This window comes from Mariniflexile fucanivorans, from assembly GCF_004341235.1.
GTDB classification, from domain to species: Bacteria; Bacteroidota; Bacteroidia; order Flavobacteriales; family Flavobacteriaceae; genus Mariniflexile; species Mariniflexile fucanivorans.
In genome coordinates, this window is sequence record NZ_SLUP01000010.1 from 104,448 (window position 1) to 123,429 (window position 18,982).

At 31.6% G+C, this 18,982-nt stretch carries 20 protein-coding genes; 15 read left to right on the forward strand and 5 right to left on the reverse strand.

Going from position 1 to position 18,982, the window contains the following annotated elements:
- Nucleotides 1-9: 9 nt before the first annotated feature.
- Entirely contained in the window at nt 10-885 is an 876-nt protein-coding gene (locus EV196_RS18095) for an SMP-30/gluconolactonase/LRE family protein (protein WP_132219190.1), read from the forward strand.
- Here EV196_RS18095 and EV196_RS18100 read toward each other — a convergent pair.
- Complete coding sequence (locus EV196_RS18100) at nt 876-2,369, reverse strand: YfcC family protein (RefSeq protein WP_132219191.1); 1,494 nt, start codon at nt 2,367-2,369, stop codon at nt 876-878. The two genes, EV196_RS18095 and EV196_RS18100, sit on opposite strands and share 10 nt — an antisense overlap.
- A gap of 149 nt (nt 2,370-2,518) precedes the next feature.
- On the opposite strand from EV196_RS18100, the gene EV196_RS18105 reads away from it, so the two are divergent.
- The 10 genes from EV196_RS18105 (at nt 2,519) to EV196_RS18155 (ending at nt 14,158) form a co-directional block, all read left to right on the forward strand.
- Entirely contained in the window at nt 2,519-3,184 is a 666-nt protein-coding gene (locus tag EV196_RS18105; protein ID WP_132219192.1) for a uracil-DNA glycosylase, read from the forward strand.
- A gap of 411 nt (nt 3,185-3,595) precedes the next feature.
- A complete protein-coding gene (locus EV196_RS18110; RefSeq protein ID WP_132219193.1) occupies nt 3,596-4,435 on the forward strand; it encodes a 1,4-dihydroxy-2-naphthoyl-CoA synthase in 840 nt (279 codons plus the stop codon).
- 1 nt (nt 4,436) lies between these two features.
- Entirely contained in the window at nt 4,437-5,339 is a 903-nt protein-coding gene (menA, locus tag EV196_RS18115; protein ID WP_132219194.1) for a 1,4-dihydroxy-2-naphthoate octaprenyltransferase, read from the forward strand.
- Between the two features lie 19 nt (nt 5,340-5,358).
- Nucleotides 5,359-6,849: a hypothetical protein gene (locus EV196_RS18120; protein WP_132219195.1), complete on the forward strand. Its 1,491-nt coding sequence runs from the start codon at nt 5,359-5,361 to the stop codon at nt 6,847-6,849.
- Between the two features lie 26 nt (nt 6,850-6,875).
- Nucleotides 6,876-7,553, forward strand: coding sequence for a metal-dependent hydrolase (locus EV196_RS18125; RefSeq protein WP_132219196.1), 678 nt, complete (start codon nt 6,876-6,878; stop codon nt 7,551-7,553).
- Between the two features lie 33 nt (nt 7,554-7,586).
- Nucleotides 7,587-8,624: an o-succinylbenzoate synthase gene (locus tag EV196_RS18130; protein ID WP_132219197.1), complete on the forward strand. Its 1,038-nt coding sequence runs from the start codon at nt 7,587-7,589 to the stop codon at nt 8,622-8,624.
- 1 nt (nt 8,625) lies between these two features.
- Nucleotides 8,626-9,579, forward strand: a complete 954-nt coding sequence (locus tag EV196_RS18135) for a CPBP family intramembrane glutamic endopeptidase (protein WP_132219198.1) — start codon at nt 8,626-8,628, stop codon at nt 9,577-9,579.
- Nucleotides 9,569-10,663 carry an AMP-binding protein gene (locus EV196_RS18140; protein ID WP_132219199.1) on the forward strand — a complete coding sequence of 365 codons (1,095 nt, stop codon included), beginning with the start codon at nt 9,569-9,571 and terminating at the stop codon, nt 10,661-10,663. Before EV196_RS18135 ends, EV196_RS18140 begins: the two co-directional genes overlap by 11 nt.
- An 87-nt stretch (nt 10,664-10,750) precedes the next feature.
- Complete coding sequence (locus tag EV196_RS18145; RefSeq protein ID WP_132219200.1) at nt 10,751-13,063, forward strand: VWA domain-containing protein; 2,313 nt, start codon at nt 10,751-10,753, stop codon at nt 13,061-13,063.
- A gap of 657 nt (nt 13,064-13,720) precedes the next feature.
- Complete coding sequence (locus tag EV196_RS18155; protein ID WP_132219202.1) at nt 13,721-14,158, forward strand: pyridoxamine 5'-phosphate oxidase family protein; 438 nt, start codon at nt 13,721-13,723, stop codon at nt 14,156-14,158.
- 296 nt (nt 14,159-14,454) lie between these two features.
- Here EV196_RS18155 and EV196_RS18160 read toward each other — a convergent pair whose 3' ends face one another.
- The 4 genes from EV196_RS18160 to EV196_RS18175 all read right to left on the reverse strand — a co-directional run bounded on the left by EV196_RS18160 (nt 14,455) and on the right by EV196_RS18175 (nt 16,599).
- Nucleotides 14,455-14,904: a response regulator gene (locus EV196_RS18160; RefSeq protein ID WP_132219203.1), complete on the reverse strand. Its 450-nt coding sequence runs from the start codon at nt 14,902-14,904 to the stop codon at nt 14,455-14,457.
- Nucleotides 14,905-14,942: 38 nt separating this feature from the next.
- Nucleotides 14,943-15,356 (reverse strand): OsmC family protein, encoded by a 414-nt coding sequence (locus tag EV196_RS18165; protein ID WP_132219204.1) that lies wholly within the window; start codon nt 15,354-15,356, stop codon nt 14,943-14,945.
- A 39-nt stretch (nt 15,357-15,395) separates the two neighbouring features.
- On the reverse strand, nt 15,396-15,566 hold the full coding sequence (locus EV196_RS18170; protein WP_132219205.1) for a lmo0937 family membrane protein: 171 nt from the start codon (nt 15,564-15,566) through the stop codon (nt 15,396-15,398).
- Between the two features lie 151 nt (nt 15,567-15,717).
- Nucleotides 15,718-16,599 carry a YihY/virulence factor BrkB family protein gene (locus EV196_RS18175; protein WP_132219206.1) on the reverse strand — a complete coding sequence of 294 codons (882 nt, stop codon included), beginning with the start codon at nt 16,597-16,599 and terminating at the stop codon, nt 15,718-15,720.
- Between the two features lie 214 nt (nt 16,600-16,813).
- On the opposite strand from EV196_RS18175, the gene EV196_RS19960 reads away from it, so the two are divergent.
- From EV196_RS19960 to EV196_RS18190, 4 genes are all read left to right on the forward strand, one after another.
- Nucleotides 16,814-16,954 carry a hypothetical protein gene (locus EV196_RS19960; protein WP_165876196.1) on the forward strand — a complete coding sequence of 47 codons (141 nt, stop codon included), beginning with the start codon at nt 16,814-16,816 and terminating at the stop codon, nt 16,952-16,954.
- Nucleotides 16,955-17,020: 66 nt separating this feature from the next.
- Nucleotides 17,021-18,037, forward strand: a complete 1,017-nt coding sequence (locus tag EV196_RS18180) for a helix-turn-helix domain-containing protein (protein WP_132219207.1) — start codon at nt 17,021-17,023, stop codon at nt 18,035-18,037.
- A gap of 89 nt (nt 18,038-18,126) precedes the next feature.
- A complete protein-coding gene (locus EV196_RS18185) occupies nt 18,127-18,576 on the forward strand; it encodes a ferritin-like domain-containing protein (RefSeq protein WP_132219208.1) in 450 nt (149 codons plus the stop codon).
- A 244-nt stretch (nt 18,577-18,820) separates the two neighbouring features.
- Nucleotides 18,821-18,982, forward strand: coding sequence for a DUF1328 family protein (locus EV196_RS18190; RefSeq protein ID WP_132219209.1), 162 nt, complete (start codon nt 18,821-18,823; stop codon nt 18,980-18,982).

Consider the following 18,982-nt stretch of genomic DNA (forward strand, 5'->3'; position numbering starts at 1 on the left):
TAGCATAAAATGAAACATTTTACACTCTTATTTGCCTTTTTATTTATTGGATTAACTTCATGTAAATTGAATAAAAAAGCTCCAATTCAAAAAGAGATAGTTTTAAACAAACTATGGGAAACAGATACATTAATGAAGACTTGTGAAGCCGTTAGGTACGATAAAGTTAAAGACGTTATTTACGTTTCCAATATGGGAAATGTACCTACCGATGCCAAAGATGGAGATGGAACGATGTCTATAATTAGTACTGAAGGAAAAACGCTTAACCAGAACTGGGTAACTAACCTAAATGCTCCAAAAGGCTCAAATTATTATAAAGGAAAATTGTATATAGCTGATATTGATGCTATTATTAAAATTGATATAAAATCGGGTTCAACAGAAAAAATAATTAAAGTAGAGAATTCTATTTTTTTAAATGATTTGGATGTCGATACAAATGGACATGCATATATTACAGATTCCAGAGATAGCAAAGTGTATAAACTAGTTAATGATGAAGTTTCTGTTTGGTTAGATTTGAAAGGACTGAACCCCAATGGCATTTTAGTTGAAAAAGATCGAGTGCTAGTTGTTTCGTTTAGTAAAGGCGATTTTATTGCTATAGATAAAAACACTAAAGAACAAACAGTTATTGCGACTGGCATTATTAAAGGAGACGGTATAGTCCCTATAAAAGAAGGTTATATAGTTTCTACATGGCCAGGTGAAATCTTTTTTGTTGATAAAACCCAACCAGGTGTTCCAGCAATAAAACTTTTAGATACACAAGAAGAGAAACTCAATGCCGCAGATATAGGTATTATTCCAGATAAAAAAATACTGTTAGTACCCACTTTTTATGGAAATAAAGTGGTTGCTTATAAAATTGGTTACAAGTAAACCGAGATAGTCATCATTAACATCGTAAAGATCAATAAAATAATAACTAAAGGCATAACGAATTTCAACCATTTATCATAACCTACTTTTACAATGGCTAATGATGCTAAAATTAACCCTGTGGGGTTTATAAATGCAAATAATCCCATACCATATTGATAGGCGTTTACAATCAATTCCCTTCCAATTCCAACACCATCGGCTAATGGAGACATAATAGGCATGGTTAAAACAGCCATACCAGAAGATGAAGGTATAAAAAACGACAAGCCACCATATATATAGAGCATGGCATTTATAAAAACACCTTTGTTCATGCCGTTGGTTGAGTTACTTGCATAATATAATAAGGTATCGCTAATTTGTCCATCGTCCATTAAAACGGTTATGCCTCGTGCTATACCTATTATAAGAGCTACACCAAGTAAGTCGCTTGCTCCTTTAACAAAAAGGTCAATAAAAGTGTATTCGTTAATTTTGGCTAAAAAACCAATCAATACCGCACCAACTAGAAATACTACAGTCATTTCCAAAAACCACCAATCCCATTGAGATACGCCATAAATCATAACGACAAAGCACATAGCGAATATAAAAAGGATAAGTCGAAGGCGAATAGTTAGTTTCACAGTCGAGTTTGTGGAATTTCCAAACATACTTTCAATAGCTTCTTTTTGACTATAAATAACAGATTTTGTAGGATCATTTTTTACACGCTGTGCATATCTAAGTGTGTAAATAATGCAAATAAGTGTTCCTAAAACAAGCATAATAAAACGCCCTGTTAATCCTGTAGTCCAATTAATGCCAGCCGCATCCGATGCAATAATAGCACTGAAAGGATTGGTAGTAGAGCACATGGTACCAATCGATGATCCCAAATATATGCATGCCAAAGCCACCATGGCATCATACTTTGCTGCTAAAAAAATAGGAATAAGTATGGGGTAAAAAGCAATAGTTTCTTCAGCTAAACCAAAAGTAGTACCTCCAATAGCAATTAAAACAGTAACTAATACTATTAAAATGAACTCTTTACCTTTTAAAGTTTCAGCAAGCCAAGAAATACCGGCATCAAAAGCTCCTGTAAAATTTATTATTCCTATTAATCCACCTATAAATAATACTAGAAAAATAATATCGGCAGCTTCAATAATACCCTTTATGGGCGATTGAATAAAAGCAACGATACCCTGGGGTTTTGCTTCTACTTTATGGTACGTATTGGGTATGCTAATGGGTTTCCAAATATCACCATTGGTGAATTTTTCTAAAGGAATTTTAATATCTAAAGCATCCAAGGTTTCTTGCGTAGCGTTTAAAGTTTCCGTCTTTTCTAAAATAGTTCTTGTAAAGGTATTTTCTTCTTTGTTATAGGCTAGAGAATCGAATTTTCCAGAAGGAATTATCCAAGTTAATACAGCCACCAAACCAGCAATTATAATAAGTATGGTTTGTGCAGTTGGAAATTTTATTTTTTTCAATCTTAAATTGTTTTTTAAGAATAAAGATAGTATTATTTTAGTTCGATTTTAAATTTACCCACAGGAAACAGCCATAATTAAAAATTGAATCCTAGTTGTTTGTTTACAGGTTGTATCATGTGGCCATTAAAAAATAATAAAATTAACGTATGAATGTTGATATCCACAAAAGTTGGCAACCATATTTAGAAACAGAATTCGAGAAGCCTTATTTTAAGGAATTGGTAAACTTTGTGAAAACAGAATACAAAAACCACGTCTGTTTTCCACCAGAGAATCAAATTTTTAATGCTTTCAACCATTGTCATTTTGAAGATGTAAAAGTAGTTATTATTGGTCAAGATCCATATCACGATGTTGGTCAGGCCAATGGTTTGTGCTTTTCAGTGAAAGACGATATCAAGCATCCACCTTCATTAATAAATATTTTTAAAGAAATTGAAACAGATTTAGGAATTCCTTATCCTAAAAGCGGCAATTTAATACGATGGGCAGATCAAGGGGTTCTATTATTGAATGCGACTTTAACGGTGAGAGCGCATCAAGCAGGAAGCCATCAAAAAAAAGGATGGGAGCTATTTACAGATTCGGTAATAAAAACGATTAGCGATGAGAAAGAAAACGTCGTGTTTTTACTCTGGGGTGGTTATGCAAAGCAAAAGCAAAAATTAATTAACCATAATAAACATTCAATATTATTGTCGGGACATCCTTCCCCATTAAGTGCTAATAGAGGGTATTGGTTTGGTAACAAGCATTTTAGTAAAACTAACTCCCTGTTGGAGCAAGCGTTGCAGGTTCCTGTTCAGTGGTAGTTTCATTCTTAAGTACTAAAGGCATTTTTTTAACTTTAGTCTCTTTTGCAATTTTATTACTGCTAAACTTTAATAGAATAAAATTAAAAACTACTAAGGCAAAAATTAAAATAGTAATTTTAACTAACATAGGCTTTCGGGGTTAATATATCGATTATATGCTTAAAAATAAGTTTAATCACGTAATCGTAATTATGGAAATTAATTCGATTACAAAAATACTAAAAAAAAGACTACATCCTAATAGGTGTATAATTTTATTGAATATCACAAAAAAAGCATATTAGTATTGTAGATTCTTTACTTTTTAAGATTTTTTTTGGTTTAAATTTAACAGAAGTGATCAATATTATTACTGAATATTATTATTTAATATGAAATAAAAATTATTTTTGAACAAAATAATAAAAAATGGAGCAAATTAGTTGGGAAACTGTAAAGGTGTATGAAGATATTACCTATAAAAAATGTAATGGCGTAGCTCGAATTGCTTTTAACAGACCAAATGTGCGTAACGCCTTTAGGCCAAAAACAACAAGTGAACTGTATGATGCATTTTATGATGCTAATGAAGACGTAAACATAGGTGTGGTATTATTATCGGCTGAAGGCCCTTCAACCAAAGACGGTATATGGAGTTTTTGTTCAGGTGGCGACCAAAAAGCAAGAGGAAAACAAGGCTATGTGGGTGAAGATGGTTACCATAGATTAAACATACTAGAGGTACAACGTTTAATACGTTTTATGCCAAAAGCGGTTATTGCTGTAGTGCCAGGTTGGGCAGTTGGTGGCGGCCATAGTTTGCACGTGGTTTGCGATTTAACTTTAGCTAGTAAAGAACACGCCATTTTTAAACAAACGGATGCTGATGTTACCAGTTTTGATGGTGGTTACGGATCAGCATATTTAGCTAAAATGGTTGGACAAAAAAGAGCGCGAGAAATTTTTTTCTTAGGAAGAAATTATTCTGCACAAGAAGCTTTTGAAATGGGCATGGTAAACGCTGTAATTCCTCATGAAGCACTAGAAACTACGGCTTATGAGTGGGCTCAAGAAATATTAGCAAAATCGCCAACCTCTATAAAAATGTTGAAATTCGCTATGAATTTAACCGATGATGGTATGGTAGGCCAACAAGTCTTTGCGGGTGAAGCCACTCGTTTAGCTTATATGACAGAAGAAGCTGTTGAAGGCAGAAATGCCTTTCTTGAAAAGCGTAAACCTAATTTTGTAAAAAAATGGATTCCATAGTATGAGTAAGGTTTCTATTTGGATTTCAACCATGCGTTTACGAACGCTCCCTTTATCAATTTCCGGAATTATTTTAGCATCTTGTTTTGCCGCATATAATGGTTATTTCGATTGGTTAATATGTGTTTTAGCTATTTTAACAACTTTAAGTTTCCAAATACTATCTAACCTTGCAAACGATTATGGTGATGGTGTTAAAGGCACCGATAATAACGATCGTATTGGTCCGGACCGTGCTATTCAAACAGGGAAAATTTCTCCAGAAGAGATGTTTAATGCTATAAAAATAAACGTGTTAATTTCTATTGGCCTCGCTATTTTTTTAATTTTCACAGCTTTTGGTGTTAAATATTTTTTCTTAACGCTTATTTTCTTTTTACTTGGAGTTACATCGGTAATAGCAGCCATTAGATACACCGTAGGTAAGGATGCTTATGGTTATAAAGGTTTGGGCGATATTTATGTGTTTGTTTTTTTTGGATTGGTAAGTGTTATTGGGTGCTATATTTTATATGCTAAAACGATAGATCATGTAGTGTTTCTGCCGGCAATTACCATGGGTTTGTTAAGTGCTGCGGTTTTAAACCTAAACAACATGCGTGATATTGAATCGGATAAAAAATCGAATAAAATAACATTGGTTGTTAAAATGGGCATTGAAAATGCAAAGAAATATCATATCATAATTATTGGTTTAGCCATTATGTTATCTGCGCTTTTCGGTATTTTATATTTCACATCATTTTATAATTTAATTTTTGTTGTGGCTTATATTCCTTTAATTATTCATATTAAAAAAGTATTGAAAAACAGAGATTCTAAATTATTGGATCCTGAATTAAAAAAAGTAGCATTAACTACTGTGGCTTTAGCAGTTTTAATGGGAGTTGGGCATTTATTATAAAAATTCAATCATTTAAATAATGAAAAAAATATTAGTTCTATTGGCATGTTTTGTTTTAGCAATTGGTTATTCTCAAAATAAAACAACACTTAAGGTTTTGGAAAGTGCTGAATTTGAAGATGAAGTAAGGTCCGAGCAAGTACTTTCAATGCACACTTCAGAATCTGGTTTAATTGGCGTTATTAGAAACAGTAAAAACCATTTATTATTTGATGTTTTTAATGAATCGTTAGGGCGTATTAAAAACATTCAAATAGAAAAAGATAGAAACGAAAGTTATAGTGGAGATTTATCGTTTAATAATATTATAAAAGTATTTACAGTACTTTCTCCATCTAAAAAGGAGCGTGTTTTATTTTGTCATGAATTTAATATTAGTGATGGTAGCCATAAAAAAACCGAACTTTTTAAAGCCGAAGTAGAAAAGAACCAACCTATTTTTTCTGGAGCTAATAAGCGGCAAACCGGATTAGCAATGTCTCCAAATGGCGATTATTTTGTTGTTTCCACAGACGATATTAAAAAGAATTCAAACTCATATACCGTACGTGTATACAATACCAACGATTTAAGCTTGGTTTACACGAAAAAATATCAAGAAAATATTGATAAATTTTTTGAACTTAACGACTTGTTTATTGATGATTTTGCTAATGTTTTCACCATTGGAAAATTATTTTTAGATGGTAGATCGCAAAAAAAAGGAGGCAAAGCAAATTATGATTTCGTTGTAAATAAATTAACAGCATCAACTTATAAAACCACAAAAGTGGAATTTGGTAATAATTATCATATTAGTTCATTAATTATAACAAATCAAGAAAACAAACTAAGCTTAATTGGTTTTTATTCCGAAGAAAACGTACGAGGTATTAAAGGGGCATTATTTTTTAATGTAGATTCTGAAAATATGACCGTAGCTGAAGGTAAATCATTCAACCTACCCGAAACTGTTTATAAAGATTTGTATACTGAAGCCAAATCAGACAGAAAAAAGGATGATGAATTGTCTCGTTTTTATGTAGATTACGTCATTCAAGATGAAAATGGTGAAACATATATACTAGCAGAAGAGTTTTTTATAACAACCGTATATGTGTCAAATGGTATGGGAGGTGGTTATATGCAAACCGTATATCACTACAATACGATTTTGGTTTTAAAATTGAATGCAAATGGCGATTTGGAATGGGGTAGAAGCATTTTTAAACGAGACGAGTTCCCATCATACAATGCCTTCTTAAAAAATGGAGAATTGCATGTGATTTTAAATTCAGGAAAGAATTTAACAGATAAAGAAGACGGGCGCGTAAAGGTTTCAAAAGGATTGTTCGAATCTACATCTTTATACGATATTGTTTATAACTCAAAAGGCGATGTTGCCTATAATAAAATTCAAGATAATAAAAACAATAATTATTATATCCCTTTTTATGGTATCTTTAGTGATGAACGTTTTGTTATGATAAGTAGTGGAGCAGGAAAAAAACAATTTTTAATTTTAGAATAAAATAATAACCTCAAAAAATTAAAACAATGAAAATTACATTTTACGGTCACGCTAGTTTAGGTATACATGTTAATGATGTAAATATACTTGTAGACCCCTTTATTTCGGCAAACCCCAAAGCATCGCATATAAATATCGATACGCTTAAGGCAGATTATATTTTGCTTACCCACGCACACCAAGACCATATTTTAGATGTAGAGGCTATTGCGAAACGCACCAATGCCATTGTGGTTTCCAATTTTGAAATCGTTTCTCATTTTGAAGCCTTAGGTATTGAAGGTCACCCGATGAACCACGGTGGTAGTTGGGATTTTGAATTTGGAACTGTTAAATACGTTAACGCCATTCATACCTCGTCCTTTCCAGATGGAAAATACGGTGGGCAACCAGGAGGTTTTGTCATTGAAGGGGAGCACAAAAACATTTATATCGCTGGAGATACGGCATTAACGTTCGATATGAAACTCATTCCTATGAGAACTGACTTAGATTTAGCCATTTTACCAATTGGCGATAATTTTACCATGGGAATTGAAGATGCCATTATTGCAAGCGATTTTGTAAAGTGCGATAAAGTTTTAGGTTATCATTTTGATACCTTTGGCTATATTGAAATAGACCACGAAGAAGCGAAACGCCAATTTTTTGATAAAGGAAAAGACTTGATGCTGTTAAAAATAGGAGAAAGTATTGAATTGTAATTTTCAATTAACAATTGATAATTCTTAATTTTAGTGAAAGCATCTTATAGAAAATACATTTTAAATTTCAAACAAGCCAGCGGTACATCGCGTGGTGTTTTAAAAACTAAGGAAACTTGGTTTCTTTTTTTGAATTCTGAAGAGAAAAAAGGTATTGGTGAATGTGGTATTTTTAGAGGATTATCTATTGATGATAGACCCGATTATGAGGAAAAACTACAATGGCTTTGTAATAACATTCATTTAGACTTCAATTTTTTATTGAATGAATTGATGGAGTTTCCAAGCATTCAATTTGGTTTGGAAATGGCTTTTAAATCATTAAAAAGTAGTAATCCCTTTGAATTATATCCTTCAAAATTTACACAAAGTAAAGATTCAATCCGTATTAACGGTTTAATTTGGATGGGTTCTGAAGCTTTTATGAAGCAACAAATTCAAGAAAAAATTGAAGCAGGTTTCCATTGTATAAAAATGAAAATTGGAGCGATTGATTTTCAAACGGAAATAAATCTTTTAAAATCCATCAGAAAAGAATTCACTTCAAAAGATATCGAACTTCGTGTGGATGCCAACGGTGCTTTTTCAACTTCCGAAGCATTAGAAAAACTAAAAATATTATCAGAATTAGATATTCATTCCATAGAACAACCCATAAAACAAGGTCAAGTTGAAGTGATGACAAAGCTTTGTTTAGAAACACCGCTGCCCATTGCATTAGATGAAGAATTAATTGGCGTTTTTTCTGTAGCAGAAAAGCAAAAGTTGCTACAAACCATAAAACCCCAATACATTATTTTAAAACCAAGTTTGGTTGGTGGTTTTAATGGAACTGATGAGTGGATTGAAATAGCAGAACAAAACCAAATAGGCTGGTGGATTACCAGTGCCTTAGAAAGTAATGTAGGTTTAAATGCCATTGCGCAGTATACCTACACAAAGCAAAGTAAATTACCGCAAGGTTTGGGTACGGGTGGTTTGTTTACCAATAATTTTGATTGCCCATTACAAGTAAAAAACGGTACCTTACAGTACCATAATGATTTAAATTGGAATTTTAATTTAGTATAATATGAATTATATACAACAGGCGTATAAAGGGAAAAATGATTTATGGATGTTTATCATTACAGCATCCATCATTTCAGGCGTTTTTGTTTTAAACTTTATTGCTTATTTATTTACTTCTCCTGAAGATTTAGATCAAGCTTATGAATTAATGAAAAGTATACCAACTAATATTTCATTAGTAGTTAATCTATTGCCCTTTGCGTTTTTATTAGGGTTACTTTTTGTATTTGTGAAATATGTACACCAAAGAAGCATTTTGTCATTAACAACAACTAGAAAAAAAGTAGATATTAATAGAATTATATTTTCGTTTCTGTTGATTGTAATTATAACCTTAGTAACTTTTGGAATCTCTTATTATTCAGATCCTTCAGAAATAGAATTACAGTTTAACCCGTTAAAATTCGCTATTCTTTTCTTAATAAGTATTTTGCTGTTTCCTTTCCAGATAGGATTGGAAGAATTTTTGTTTAGAGGCTACTTTATGCAACAAATAGGTATTATGGCAAAGAATAAATGGGTGCCATTATTAATTACATCTATCTTTTTTGGAATTGCTCATAGCGCAAACCCAGAAGTGGCAGAAATAGGTTTTGTGCTCATGTTTTTTTATATTGGAACAGGACTTTTGTTAGGTGTAATGACTCTAATGGATGAAGGATTGGAATTGGCATTAGGCTTTCATCTCGGAAATAATTTATTGGCGGCACTATTAATCACTTCCGATTGGTCTGCATTACAAACCGATGCTATTTTTAGATATACAGCTGAAGAAGCAAATAATTCGGCTCTCGAAATTATAATGCCATTATTTATAGTATATCCTATCATTTTGTTTGTATTATCAAAAAAATATAATTGGACAGACTGGAAAGAAAAACTTTCAGGAAAAGTTGTTGAACCTTTAAAAGAGGACGTTTTAATCATAGAAAATAATAATCTAAATGGAAATTAATTTTAAATACATCAACGAAGAATTTAAATTTAACGGTTTTCATTATTCAAATGAAGACCTTTTAGAGCTTGCTTATAGTTATGTTAAAGAAGGTGAATTATACCAAAAAGAAATTGGCAACTTTTTGTTTTCTTGGTTAAATGAAGCCGATTTTGTTGAAGTTAAAACATCTGGTTCTACCGGTAAACCAAAATCTGTAAGAATAAAGAAGGATGCCATGGTAAATTCTGCCTTAGCTACTGGTGAATTCTTTAATTTGGAAGCTGGAAATAAGGCATTACATTGTTTGCCAACTCAATTTATTGCAGGTAAAATGATGCTGGTTCGAGCCATGATATTAGGTTTAGAAATTGACATTGTAGAACCCACATCTAAACCAATTTTCGATTATAATAAGGCGTATCATTTTTGTGCCATGATACCATTACAACTTCAAAACTGCCTAGAAAAATGCAATTCCATTAAAACTATCATTGTTGGAGGTGCATCGGTTTCAAACACATTAAAAGAGAAAATACAAAACATAGAAACCAATGTTTATGAAACTTATGGCATGACTGAAACGGTGACTCACATCGCTCTTAAAAAGCTTAATAATTTCCCGTCATTGCGAGGAGGTACGACGAAGCAATCTGTCAAATCTTACTTCAAATTACTATCAAACATTTCTATTTCAACAGACGAAAGAGATTGTTTAGTAATCAATGCACCAAAACTTTCAGAAGAAAAAATAATAACAAACGATATTGTAAAAATTCATTCTAAAACTGAGTTTGAGTGGTTAGGACGTTTTGATAATGTTATAAATTCTGGTGGCTTAAAATTATTCCCAGAACAAATTGAAGCCAAACTTCACGATAAAATACCGTCTCGTTTTTTCATAGCTTCAAAACCGCACGATATATTAGGAGAACAACTTATTCTTATTATTGAAGAAAATGCAGATTATGTAAGTCCTGCTGATTTTTCAGAATTAGATAAACACGAAAAGCCGAAACAAACTTATACTTTAAAGGAATTTATTGAAACATCTTCAGGAAAAATTCACCGACAAAAAACTTTAGAGTTACTAAATATTAGTTAACTCATTCAAAAGCATACTTTACTCATTGGCGGTTTTAAAATTTAGTAGTTGGTTATAGTTTTATGCTAAACTTTTAAATCAGCTATCATGAAAACATTACTAAATTTTATTATTGTGTTGACAATTTCAATGCAAATTCAAGCACAAGAACGGTTAATTTCGGGCAAAGTTACCGATGAAACAGGGTTAGCACTTCCTGGAGCTAACGTTGTTGTTAAAGGAACTTCAACAGGAATCACAACAAATTTTGACGGTTTATATCAAATAAAGGCAAAAGACACAGACATTTTGGTGTTTTCGTATATAGGTTTTATAAGCGAAGAGCGTGTTGTTGGAAAATTAAATACCATTTCAATAACATTAAAAGAAGATAGTTCGTGTTTAGATGAAGTGGTCGTGGTTGGTTACGGAACAAGAAAACGAACTTATGTAACTGGTTCTGTATCCAGAATTTCATCACATCAAAAAAGTCAAAATAAACAAAAAGCGTATCAAAATAAGTTAGCGAATCAAATTCAATACCATACGGCAACAAGTGCTTTGCAAGGTAAAGTAGCAGGTGTTCAGGTAAATAATTCGGCGTCCAATGCGCATATTGTCATTCGAGGCACTTCAACTTTGTCAAATAACAGCGAACCTTTGGTGGTTGTAGATGGGCATACTGTACCTTATCATATGGTAGAATCCATCAATCCAAACGAGGTTAAAGATATAACCATTCTTAAAGATAGTAATGCGACGGCTATTTATGGAAATAGAGGGAGTAATGGTGTTATCATCATTTCAACAAAAAACAAAGCGGAAGTTTTAACTGAACCTTTATATATAGTTGATGGTGTGCCAATTAAAAAAGAACATAATTACATTATTGAAAATTTACCAAAACAGGATATTGATACTAAAACAAGTTATAATAAAGCAGAAGCCAAAGATAAATTTGGAAAAATAGCTAAAGATGGCTGTATTGTAATTACAACGCATCAAGGAAATTTTAGATTAAACAATCAAGAAAGTTATGCCGTAATTGAAGAAAATAACTTTGAAAGAACATCGTTATCGCCACTTTCTACCTTTTCTATAGATGTAGATAAAGCATCTTACAGCAATATAAGACGCATGATTAACGACGGAATGGCCATAGAGCCTGATGCCGTTAAAATTGAAGAAATGATAAATTATTTTGATTATAATTATCCACAACCAACTGGAGAACATCCATTTTCAATAAACACCGAAGTAGCAAAAACACCGTGGAATACAGATACTAAAATTGTTAAAATAGGCTTGCAAGGAAAAACATATTTAAATGATGAGTTGCCAGCATCGAACCTAACATTTTTAATAGATGTTTCGGGTTCTATGAGTTCGCAAAATAAATTACCGTTGTTAAAATCGGCTTTCAAATTATTGGTAAATCAGTTACGCGAGCAGGATAAAGTGTCTATTGTTGTGTATGCAGGTGCAGCAGGTGTGGTGCTAGAACCAACTTCGGGGAAACACAAAGAAAAAATAATCAATGCGTTAGATAATTTAAATTCTGGAGGTTCAACAGCAGGTGGTGCAGGTATTAACTTAGCTTATAAATTAGCTGAAGAAAATTTTAAAAAGAATGGCAATAACCGAGTTATTTTAGCTACCGATGGCGATTTTAACGTGGGTGCTTCGTCTGATAAAGCCATGGAAAAACTTATTGAAGAAAAACGTAAATCGGGTGTGTTTTTATCTGTTTTAGGATTTGGCTACGGAAATTATAAAGATTCAAAATTGGAAATTTTAGCCAATAAAGGCAACGGAAACCATGCCTACATCGATAATATGCAAGAAGCACAAAAAGTGTTTGGAAAGGAATTTGGAGGTACGTTGTTTACCATTGCTAAAGATGTAAAAATTCAAATTGAATTCAATCCAAATAAAGTACAAGCCTACAGATTGATTGGTTATGAAAATAGAATGCTTGCAGATGAAGATTTTGTTGATGACACAAAAGATGCAGGTGAATTAGGTAGTGGGCATACAGTAACTGCACTATATGAAGTTATTCCTGTGGGAGTTGATAGCAAGTATTTAAAAGATGTACCCGATTTAAAATACACAAAACCGGAAGCTACTAAAGCGTATTCAAATGAATTATTTACTGTGAAATTTAGATACAAAAAACCTGATGGCGATACAAGTATTGAAATGGTGCATGTACAAAATGATGTAGTTTCTGAAGCTTCCGAAGATTTAAAATTTGCAACATCGGTTGCCTTATTTGGTATGCAATTACGACAATCAAAATATCAAAACAACTCCAAAGTAGAAGATGTTATCACCTTGGCAAAATCGGGTAGAGGAGACGATAAAGATGGCTACCGGTCAGAATTTATGAGATTAGTTTCTTCTTATCAGAATTTATAAAAAGTTTAAAAAACCAATTATTTATAGAGGTGTCATATTGGGCGCAGTCGAATATATTTTGACTGTGCCCAAACTGGTATTTGTAACCGAATTGAAATATAATTATTCTTTAAAATTCAAAATTTACTTTCCGAATTACAACAATCAAGTTGTAATTATTTCTCTTTTATTCGTCGCTCAATCACATGTTTACGTAGATTTTATAATGCTATTGTGTTAAATTATTATTCATTTGAGCAAAAGTAAACTTTACTAATATTTTAATTTAGAAGAAATATGAATTTAAATTAAAAAAATAAAGAAGCATGGTACGAAGTTATGAGAGTTGTATAGAGGCCTGTCAACAATGTGTAATTGATTGTCAAAAATGTCTTTCTGAAATGATTGGTAAAAAAAGTGATAATGATTGTCCAAATTGTTGTTTGCAATGTGTAGAAGCCTGTTTAATTTGCATCAAATTTATGTTAGTCGATAGTTTTTTTGCAAAAAAGTATTGTAGACTATGTGCTGAAATTTGTGAATGGTGTGCACAACAATGTCAACAACATGACAATGAGCATTGTAAAGCATGTGCAGCTTCATGTACTGCATGTGCACAAGAATGCCGAGTGCATATGGCTTAAAAACGAATATTAAAAACTAAAAAATTTAAGAAAAATGGACAATAAAAGTAATACAAAGGATAAAGACAAATTAGAAAAAATAAAAGCACTTATAGATGATCCCAAAGTAATTATGCTTTCCACCAGATTGGATAAAATCCCTTTTTCGGTTTGCCCAATGACCATTCAAGAAATAGATGAACTAGGTGATCTTTGGTTTTTTTCTTCAAAAGCGAGTAGCCATTTTAATGATATAGAGTTTGACAACAGAGTACAAATTATGTATGTAGACAACCAAAAGCAAAGCTATATATCCATTTATGGAAATGCAACCCATATTGTTGATAAACAAAAAGTTAACGAATTATGGAACCCCGATCTAACTAATTGGTTTGAAGGAAAAGACGATCCAAATTTAATATTGTTAAATGTTAATATTGATAATGCTTATTATTGGAATGCGGAAGAAAGTAAACTCGTGTCTTTTTTTTAAATGAATTTGCATAACGATCATAATTTAATAAAAGGTATAATATATTAAAGCCTTTTCGATACCAAGACCTCACAGGTTTTCAAAACCTGTGAGGTCTTGGTTATTCTGAAAATTGCGAGTAGTTCGAAATTAATGTTGTGTCATGAAATTAGCTGAACGAAATAGCTTAAATTAGCAAAGCAATTACATATTTGAATGAATGTTCTTCTACATTTTTGAGGGCATTGTATAGCTTAAAAAGTTTATGTAATGCCTTCATTTTATTAGCGTTTTTAAGAATTTAATGTCGTCTTATATTAAGATACTGTTATTATAAACTCTGAAGAGGAATGATCTTTATTAGAATCTTTGTAAACATAGTTTAAACTTTTTCGTAATAAATTTTTAAGATTTCCAAAAGTACTGGGTTTCATTAAATACCAATTGGCTCCTTTATTTTGTAATGTATCTGCCATCGCTTCATCTATGTAAGTAGAGTATATAATGATAGGGATTTTGGAAAGCTGTGGCTCGTTTCTAATATCATTTAAACATTCTTCGCCATTCATCAAAGGCATATTCAAATCTAAATAAATGGCATCTGGTAAGGGCTTACCGGCCATTAAAAGGTGTTCCATAAGCGTAACGCCATTATCAAAATCTTCAACTGCTACATTCATATTTAATTCATCTAGAGCTTCTTTAAAAAGCATACGGTCTTCATTATCATCATCAGCTAGGTAAATTAAGAGCGGTTTTTGTAACATAATTTTGAAATAAATGAATTAAAAAAAAATCATTAGTATTAATCTAAACTAGCATCAAGACTTATATCAAGAGCTTTATAGGCTTTACTTACAGGGCAATTTTGTTTTGCGTCTTTGGCGACTTCTTGAAATTTGTCATCTTGTATATCGGCTACTTTAGCTTTAACAACAAGTTCCGATTTTGTTATAACGCCATCTTCCATGATTATAAAACATTTGGTTTCTAACACTTCGGGGGTAAAACCGGCTTCGGTTAAGTTTGCACTTAATTGCATAGTGAAACATCCAGCATGTGCTGCGGCTAATAATTCTTCAGGATTTGTACCTGTACCGTTTTCAAATCGGCTGTGGTAAGAATACTGCATGTTGTCAAGTGCTTTACTTTCAGAGGTTAAATAACCTTTTCCTTCTTTTACAGTGCCGCTCCAAACGGCAGTGGTATGTCTTTTCATTTTGTATGTTTTTTAATGTTTAGTTACTATTTATTCAACTTAATCCAAAGGTTTTCTTCCGGTTATAATATTGTAAAGAATTGCAATTATGGCTATTACCAAAAGAATGTGTATTAAACCACCAGTTGCCATTCCTGCTACAAACCCAAAGAAACCTACAACCCAAATAAATATAAAAACGACAGCTATTAGCCAAAGAATGCTTCTCATGATATGAAATTTAATATGAATGTTTAATTAATTATCTAGCTAAAAATAAAGCTAAAGAATGCACTAGGTTAACTCATATAAAAACCATTTTTAGCGCAATCAAAAAAAAATGATGTTTTAATGCAGAAATTGGTGTGCGTTCTGAGCTGTTTTAAGTAGTTGAAATTAGATATTGGTCTGAATAAATTTTGGTAAACTGTGCGCCAAAAAAAAGAATTAAACTAGAATAAGAAGTCCACAACATAACAATAATAATAGAACCGGCGGCACCATAGGTAGAACCAGGTTCTGTTTTTCCAAAGTAATAGGAAAGGATGTACTTGCCTAAAATGAATAAAATGGCGGTTAATGCAGCACCCACCCGTACCGCTCTCCATTTTATATGTTTGCTTGGTAAAAATTTAAACATGGCGGCGAATAAAATATAAATAAATACAAGAGATATGGTAATGTCCAGAATATAAGCAATACCTACAATTTCAGTTGAAAACAAATTAGAGATCCTGTTGGCAAAGGTTGTAAGCAATGCGGTAAGTGCAAAACTTATTAGGAGTAAAAACCCGAAAATTAATATAAACCCAAAACTTTTTAACCTGCCAATTAATGTGGAAATAATTTCATTTGAATACGTTTGTTTTATTCCCCAAATATCATCGAGAGCATTTTGTAATTGATAAAACACGCCGGTGGCACCATATAATAAAACACCAATACCCAAAATAGTGGCAAATAAAGAAGTGGGTGCGTCGCCCTTTTCTGCAATCATATTTAAAATGGCCGTTGCTGTATCCGATCCTAAGGCCGACGACATTTCAGACTGTAATTCACCCCTCACAATTTCTCTTCCCCAAATGGCTCCAACCAAATTTAAAATAATAATAAGTAATGCGGGAAGCGATAATATAGCATAATAAGCCACTACAGCTCCTAATTTAAAAGGTTCTTTATCTATCCAAGACTTATAGGTTTTAACTAGAAGTTTTGGTAAATGAGTTAGTTTAAATGACGTATTATCCTTTGTATCCTTATCCATTTTATTTATAAAAATTATTTATTCAAAATAAAATAGTTTCTATAAATATATTTAATCGAATCCATTAAAGTATTAGCGTTATTGGTTTTTGGTAGTAAATACATGGTTATTAAAATTATATAAAATAACGAAAAAATTATGTAACAGCATCATTACACTAATGTTGCAATTTTGTAACATAAAATGATAATTAATATAATTTAAACATATAAACATGAAAAATTTAAGCTTTAAAACACAGCAAAATGCCATTGTAAAACGCACTTTAAGCCTTGAAGAGTTTATTGGGAATTATATAGCACCGTCCCAAATTAAAGATAGCGATTTAAATCCTATTTCGATTGCAGATAAATAATTAGGCTATTTAATAATTAGTTTATCTAGAACCCATAGCTGTAACATAACAATAAAAAAAATAAACATGAAAACGATATCAATAACTTCAAATAATCTTTCTACTATTTTTGAGCAAATACAAGTTCAATTAGGCGGTAAACTCAAAATTAAATCTAAGGAATACAGATTAGAAATAAACAATGTTATTGCTGAAGGATTTGTTTCAGGAATATCTGTAGAACCTGCAATTTCTTACATAGAATATGATATTGTTTTTAAAGAAGATGTCACACTTACATACAGACAAGATCATTCAAGCTACATTCATTTTGGATATTGTTCCAAAGGAAAATTGGTTCAGAGTTTTGGAGAAAATGGACTTAAGAATACTTTAGCTCAATTCCAAACAGGTATTTTTTCAAATTCAGCAAAAAAAAGAACATTTTTATTCTTTAGAAAAAACGAAGAAGTGAAAATTTCTATGATCACTGTAAATGTTCTTTCTGTTTCAGATAAAGAATTAAAAACCCATTTGCAAAGTACATTTGTAAATAATCAAGAAAATAGTGAGTTAGCGCACATTGGTTCGTTCAACCTAAAAATTTCAGAAAAAATTGATCACCTTAATTGTATTAGCCAAAAAGGGTTGATTAGAAACTTGTTGATAAACAGTACTGTATATTTAATTTTGGCTTTAGAACTTGAACAGCATAAAGACGATTTAATAAACGCTGAAAACAGCTACAACTCCCTTTCGCAGTCTGATATGGAAGCTATTAAGGACATATCTGAATTTATAAGAAATTATCCAGAAATTCAATATAGCTTAAAGTATTTGAGTAAAAAAGCAGGATTGTCTCCTATTAAATTGCAAGAAGGTTTTAAAATAATGCACAACAGAACGGTAACCGATTTTATTAGAAACGTTAGGGTAGAAGCAGCAGAAAATTTAATACGAACTTCCGAACTTAATATTTCAGAAATTGTATATACCATTGGTCTTACCAGTAGAAGTTATTTTTCAAAAATATTCAAAGCCAAATACAATTGCAGCCCTAAACATTATCAAAATCATCAAAACAGATTAGCTATTACGGCTTAAAACAGTTAAGAATAAACATTTTTATTATTTAAAACGAACTGTTTAAGCTTACTTAAATAAACCGTTTTTAACTTTAAATTTTAGAAATAATGAGCACATATACAGCAACCATAAGTAATAAATTGAATAATCTTTTAGAAAAAACAAAAGATGCCGAAAAAGGTTTTAAAACAGCCTCTGAAAACACAAATAATACGTATTTGAAGCAATATTTTGAAAGAAAATCAAAAGAACGCTATCAATTTGGATACGAATTAAACAATGAAGTAAGATTATTTGGCGAGCGTCCTAAAAAAAGTGGTAGCGTAACTGGTGCAGCTCATCGTACCTGGATGGACATTAAAGCATTGTTTTCGGGCAATAATGATGAAGCTATGCTGGAAGAAGCCATAAGCGGAGAGCGAGCAACTTTACAAGAATATAACAATGTGCTTAATGAAACTTCCTTACCCATTAGTACCCATAGCATCTTGCTAAAACAAAAAGACATTATAGAAAGTGATCTTAAAACTATTAAGACACTTGAAGATTTACAATAATTATATCATTGTAAATTGCTAGAGAAGAGGATAGAAAAGTACGTTACTTTTTTATCCTTTTTTTGTGCTTTAAATTTGTTGAAATATCGTGTTACCGAGTAAACGTACTTTATGTTTTTGCGTTAATATATTAAGCAATAGCGTTAACTTATTTTGTTGATTTACAGTAATTTTAAGTTATAAGCGAGTGATTATAAAAAATATATTATTCACTTTTATTTATTAACTAAAAAAACTAGAAATTATGTTACGTTGGACAATTACATTTATTATTTTAGCAATTATAGCAGGTATATTAGGTTTTGGCGGTATAGCCGCTGGAGCTGCTGGTATAGCAAAAGTTTTATTTTTTATATTTATTGTGCTTTTTATTATTTCACTAATAACTGGCAGGAAAAAGATATAA

Coding starts and splice junctions, on each gene's coding strand:
- EV196_RS18140 (WP_132219199.1), top strand. CDS start 9,569: ATGGAAATTAATTTTAAATACATCAACGAAGAATTTAAATTTAACGGT.
- EV196_RS18125 (WP_132219196.1), top strand. CDS start 6,876: ATGAAAATTACATTTTACGGTCACGCTAGTTTAGGTATACATGTTAAT.
- EV196_RS18095 (WP_132219190.1), top strand. CDS start 10: ATGAAACATTTTACACTCTTATTTGCCTTTTTATTTATTGGATTAACT.
- EV196_RS18175 (WP_132219206.1), bottom strand. CDS start 16,599: ATGGATAAGGATACAAAGGATAATACGTCATTTAAACTAACTCATTTA.
- EV196_RS19960 (WP_165876196.1), top strand. CDS start 16,814: ATGAAAAATTTAAGCTTTAAAACACAGCAAAATGCCATTGTAAAACGC.
- menA (WP_132219194.1), top strand. CDS start 4,437: ATGAGTAAGGTTTCTATTTGGATTTCAACCATGCGTTTACGAACGCTC.
- EV196_RS18145 (WP_132219200.1), top strand. CDS start 10,751: ATGAAAACATTACTAAATTTTATTATTGTGTTGACAATTTCAATGCAA.
- EV196_RS18135 (WP_132219198.1), top strand. CDS start 8,626: ATGAATTATATACAACAGGCGTATAAAGGGAAAAATGATTTATGGATG.
- EV196_RS18190 (WP_132219209.1), top strand. CDS start 18,821: ATGTTACGTTGGACAATTACATTTATTATTTTAGCAATTATAGCAGGT.
- EV196_RS18105 (WP_132219192.1), top strand. CDS start 2,519: ATGAATGTTGATATCCACAAAAGTTGGCAACCATATTTAGAAACAGAA.
- EV196_RS18160 (WP_132219203.1), bottom strand. CDS start 14,904: ATGTTACAAAAACCGCTCTTAATTTACCTAGCTGATGATGATAATGAA.
- EV196_RS18180 (WP_132219207.1), top strand. CDS start 17,021: ATGAAAACGATATCAATAACTTCAAATAATCTTTCTACTATTTTTGAG.
- EV196_RS18165 (WP_132219204.1), bottom strand. CDS start 15,356: ATGAAAAGACATACCACTGCCGTTTGGAGCGGCACTGTAAAAGAAGGA.
- EV196_RS18155 (WP_132219202.1), top strand. CDS start 13,721: ATGGACAATAAAAGTAATACAAAGGATAAAGACAAATTAGAAAAAATA.
- EV196_RS18170 (WP_132219205.1), bottom strand. CDS start 15,566: ATGAGAAGCATTCTTTGGCTAATAGCTGTCGTTTTTATATTTATTTGG.
- EV196_RS18185 (WP_132219208.1), top strand. CDS start 18,127: ATGAGCACATATACAGCAACCATAAGTAATAAATTGAATAATCTTTTA.
- EV196_RS18120 (WP_132219195.1), top strand. CDS start 5,359: ATGAAAAAAATATTAGTTCTATTGGCATGTTTTGTTTTAGCAATTGGT.
- EV196_RS18110 (WP_132219193.1), top strand. CDS start 3,596: ATGGAGCAAATTAGTTGGGAAACTGTAAAGGTGTATGAAGATATTACC.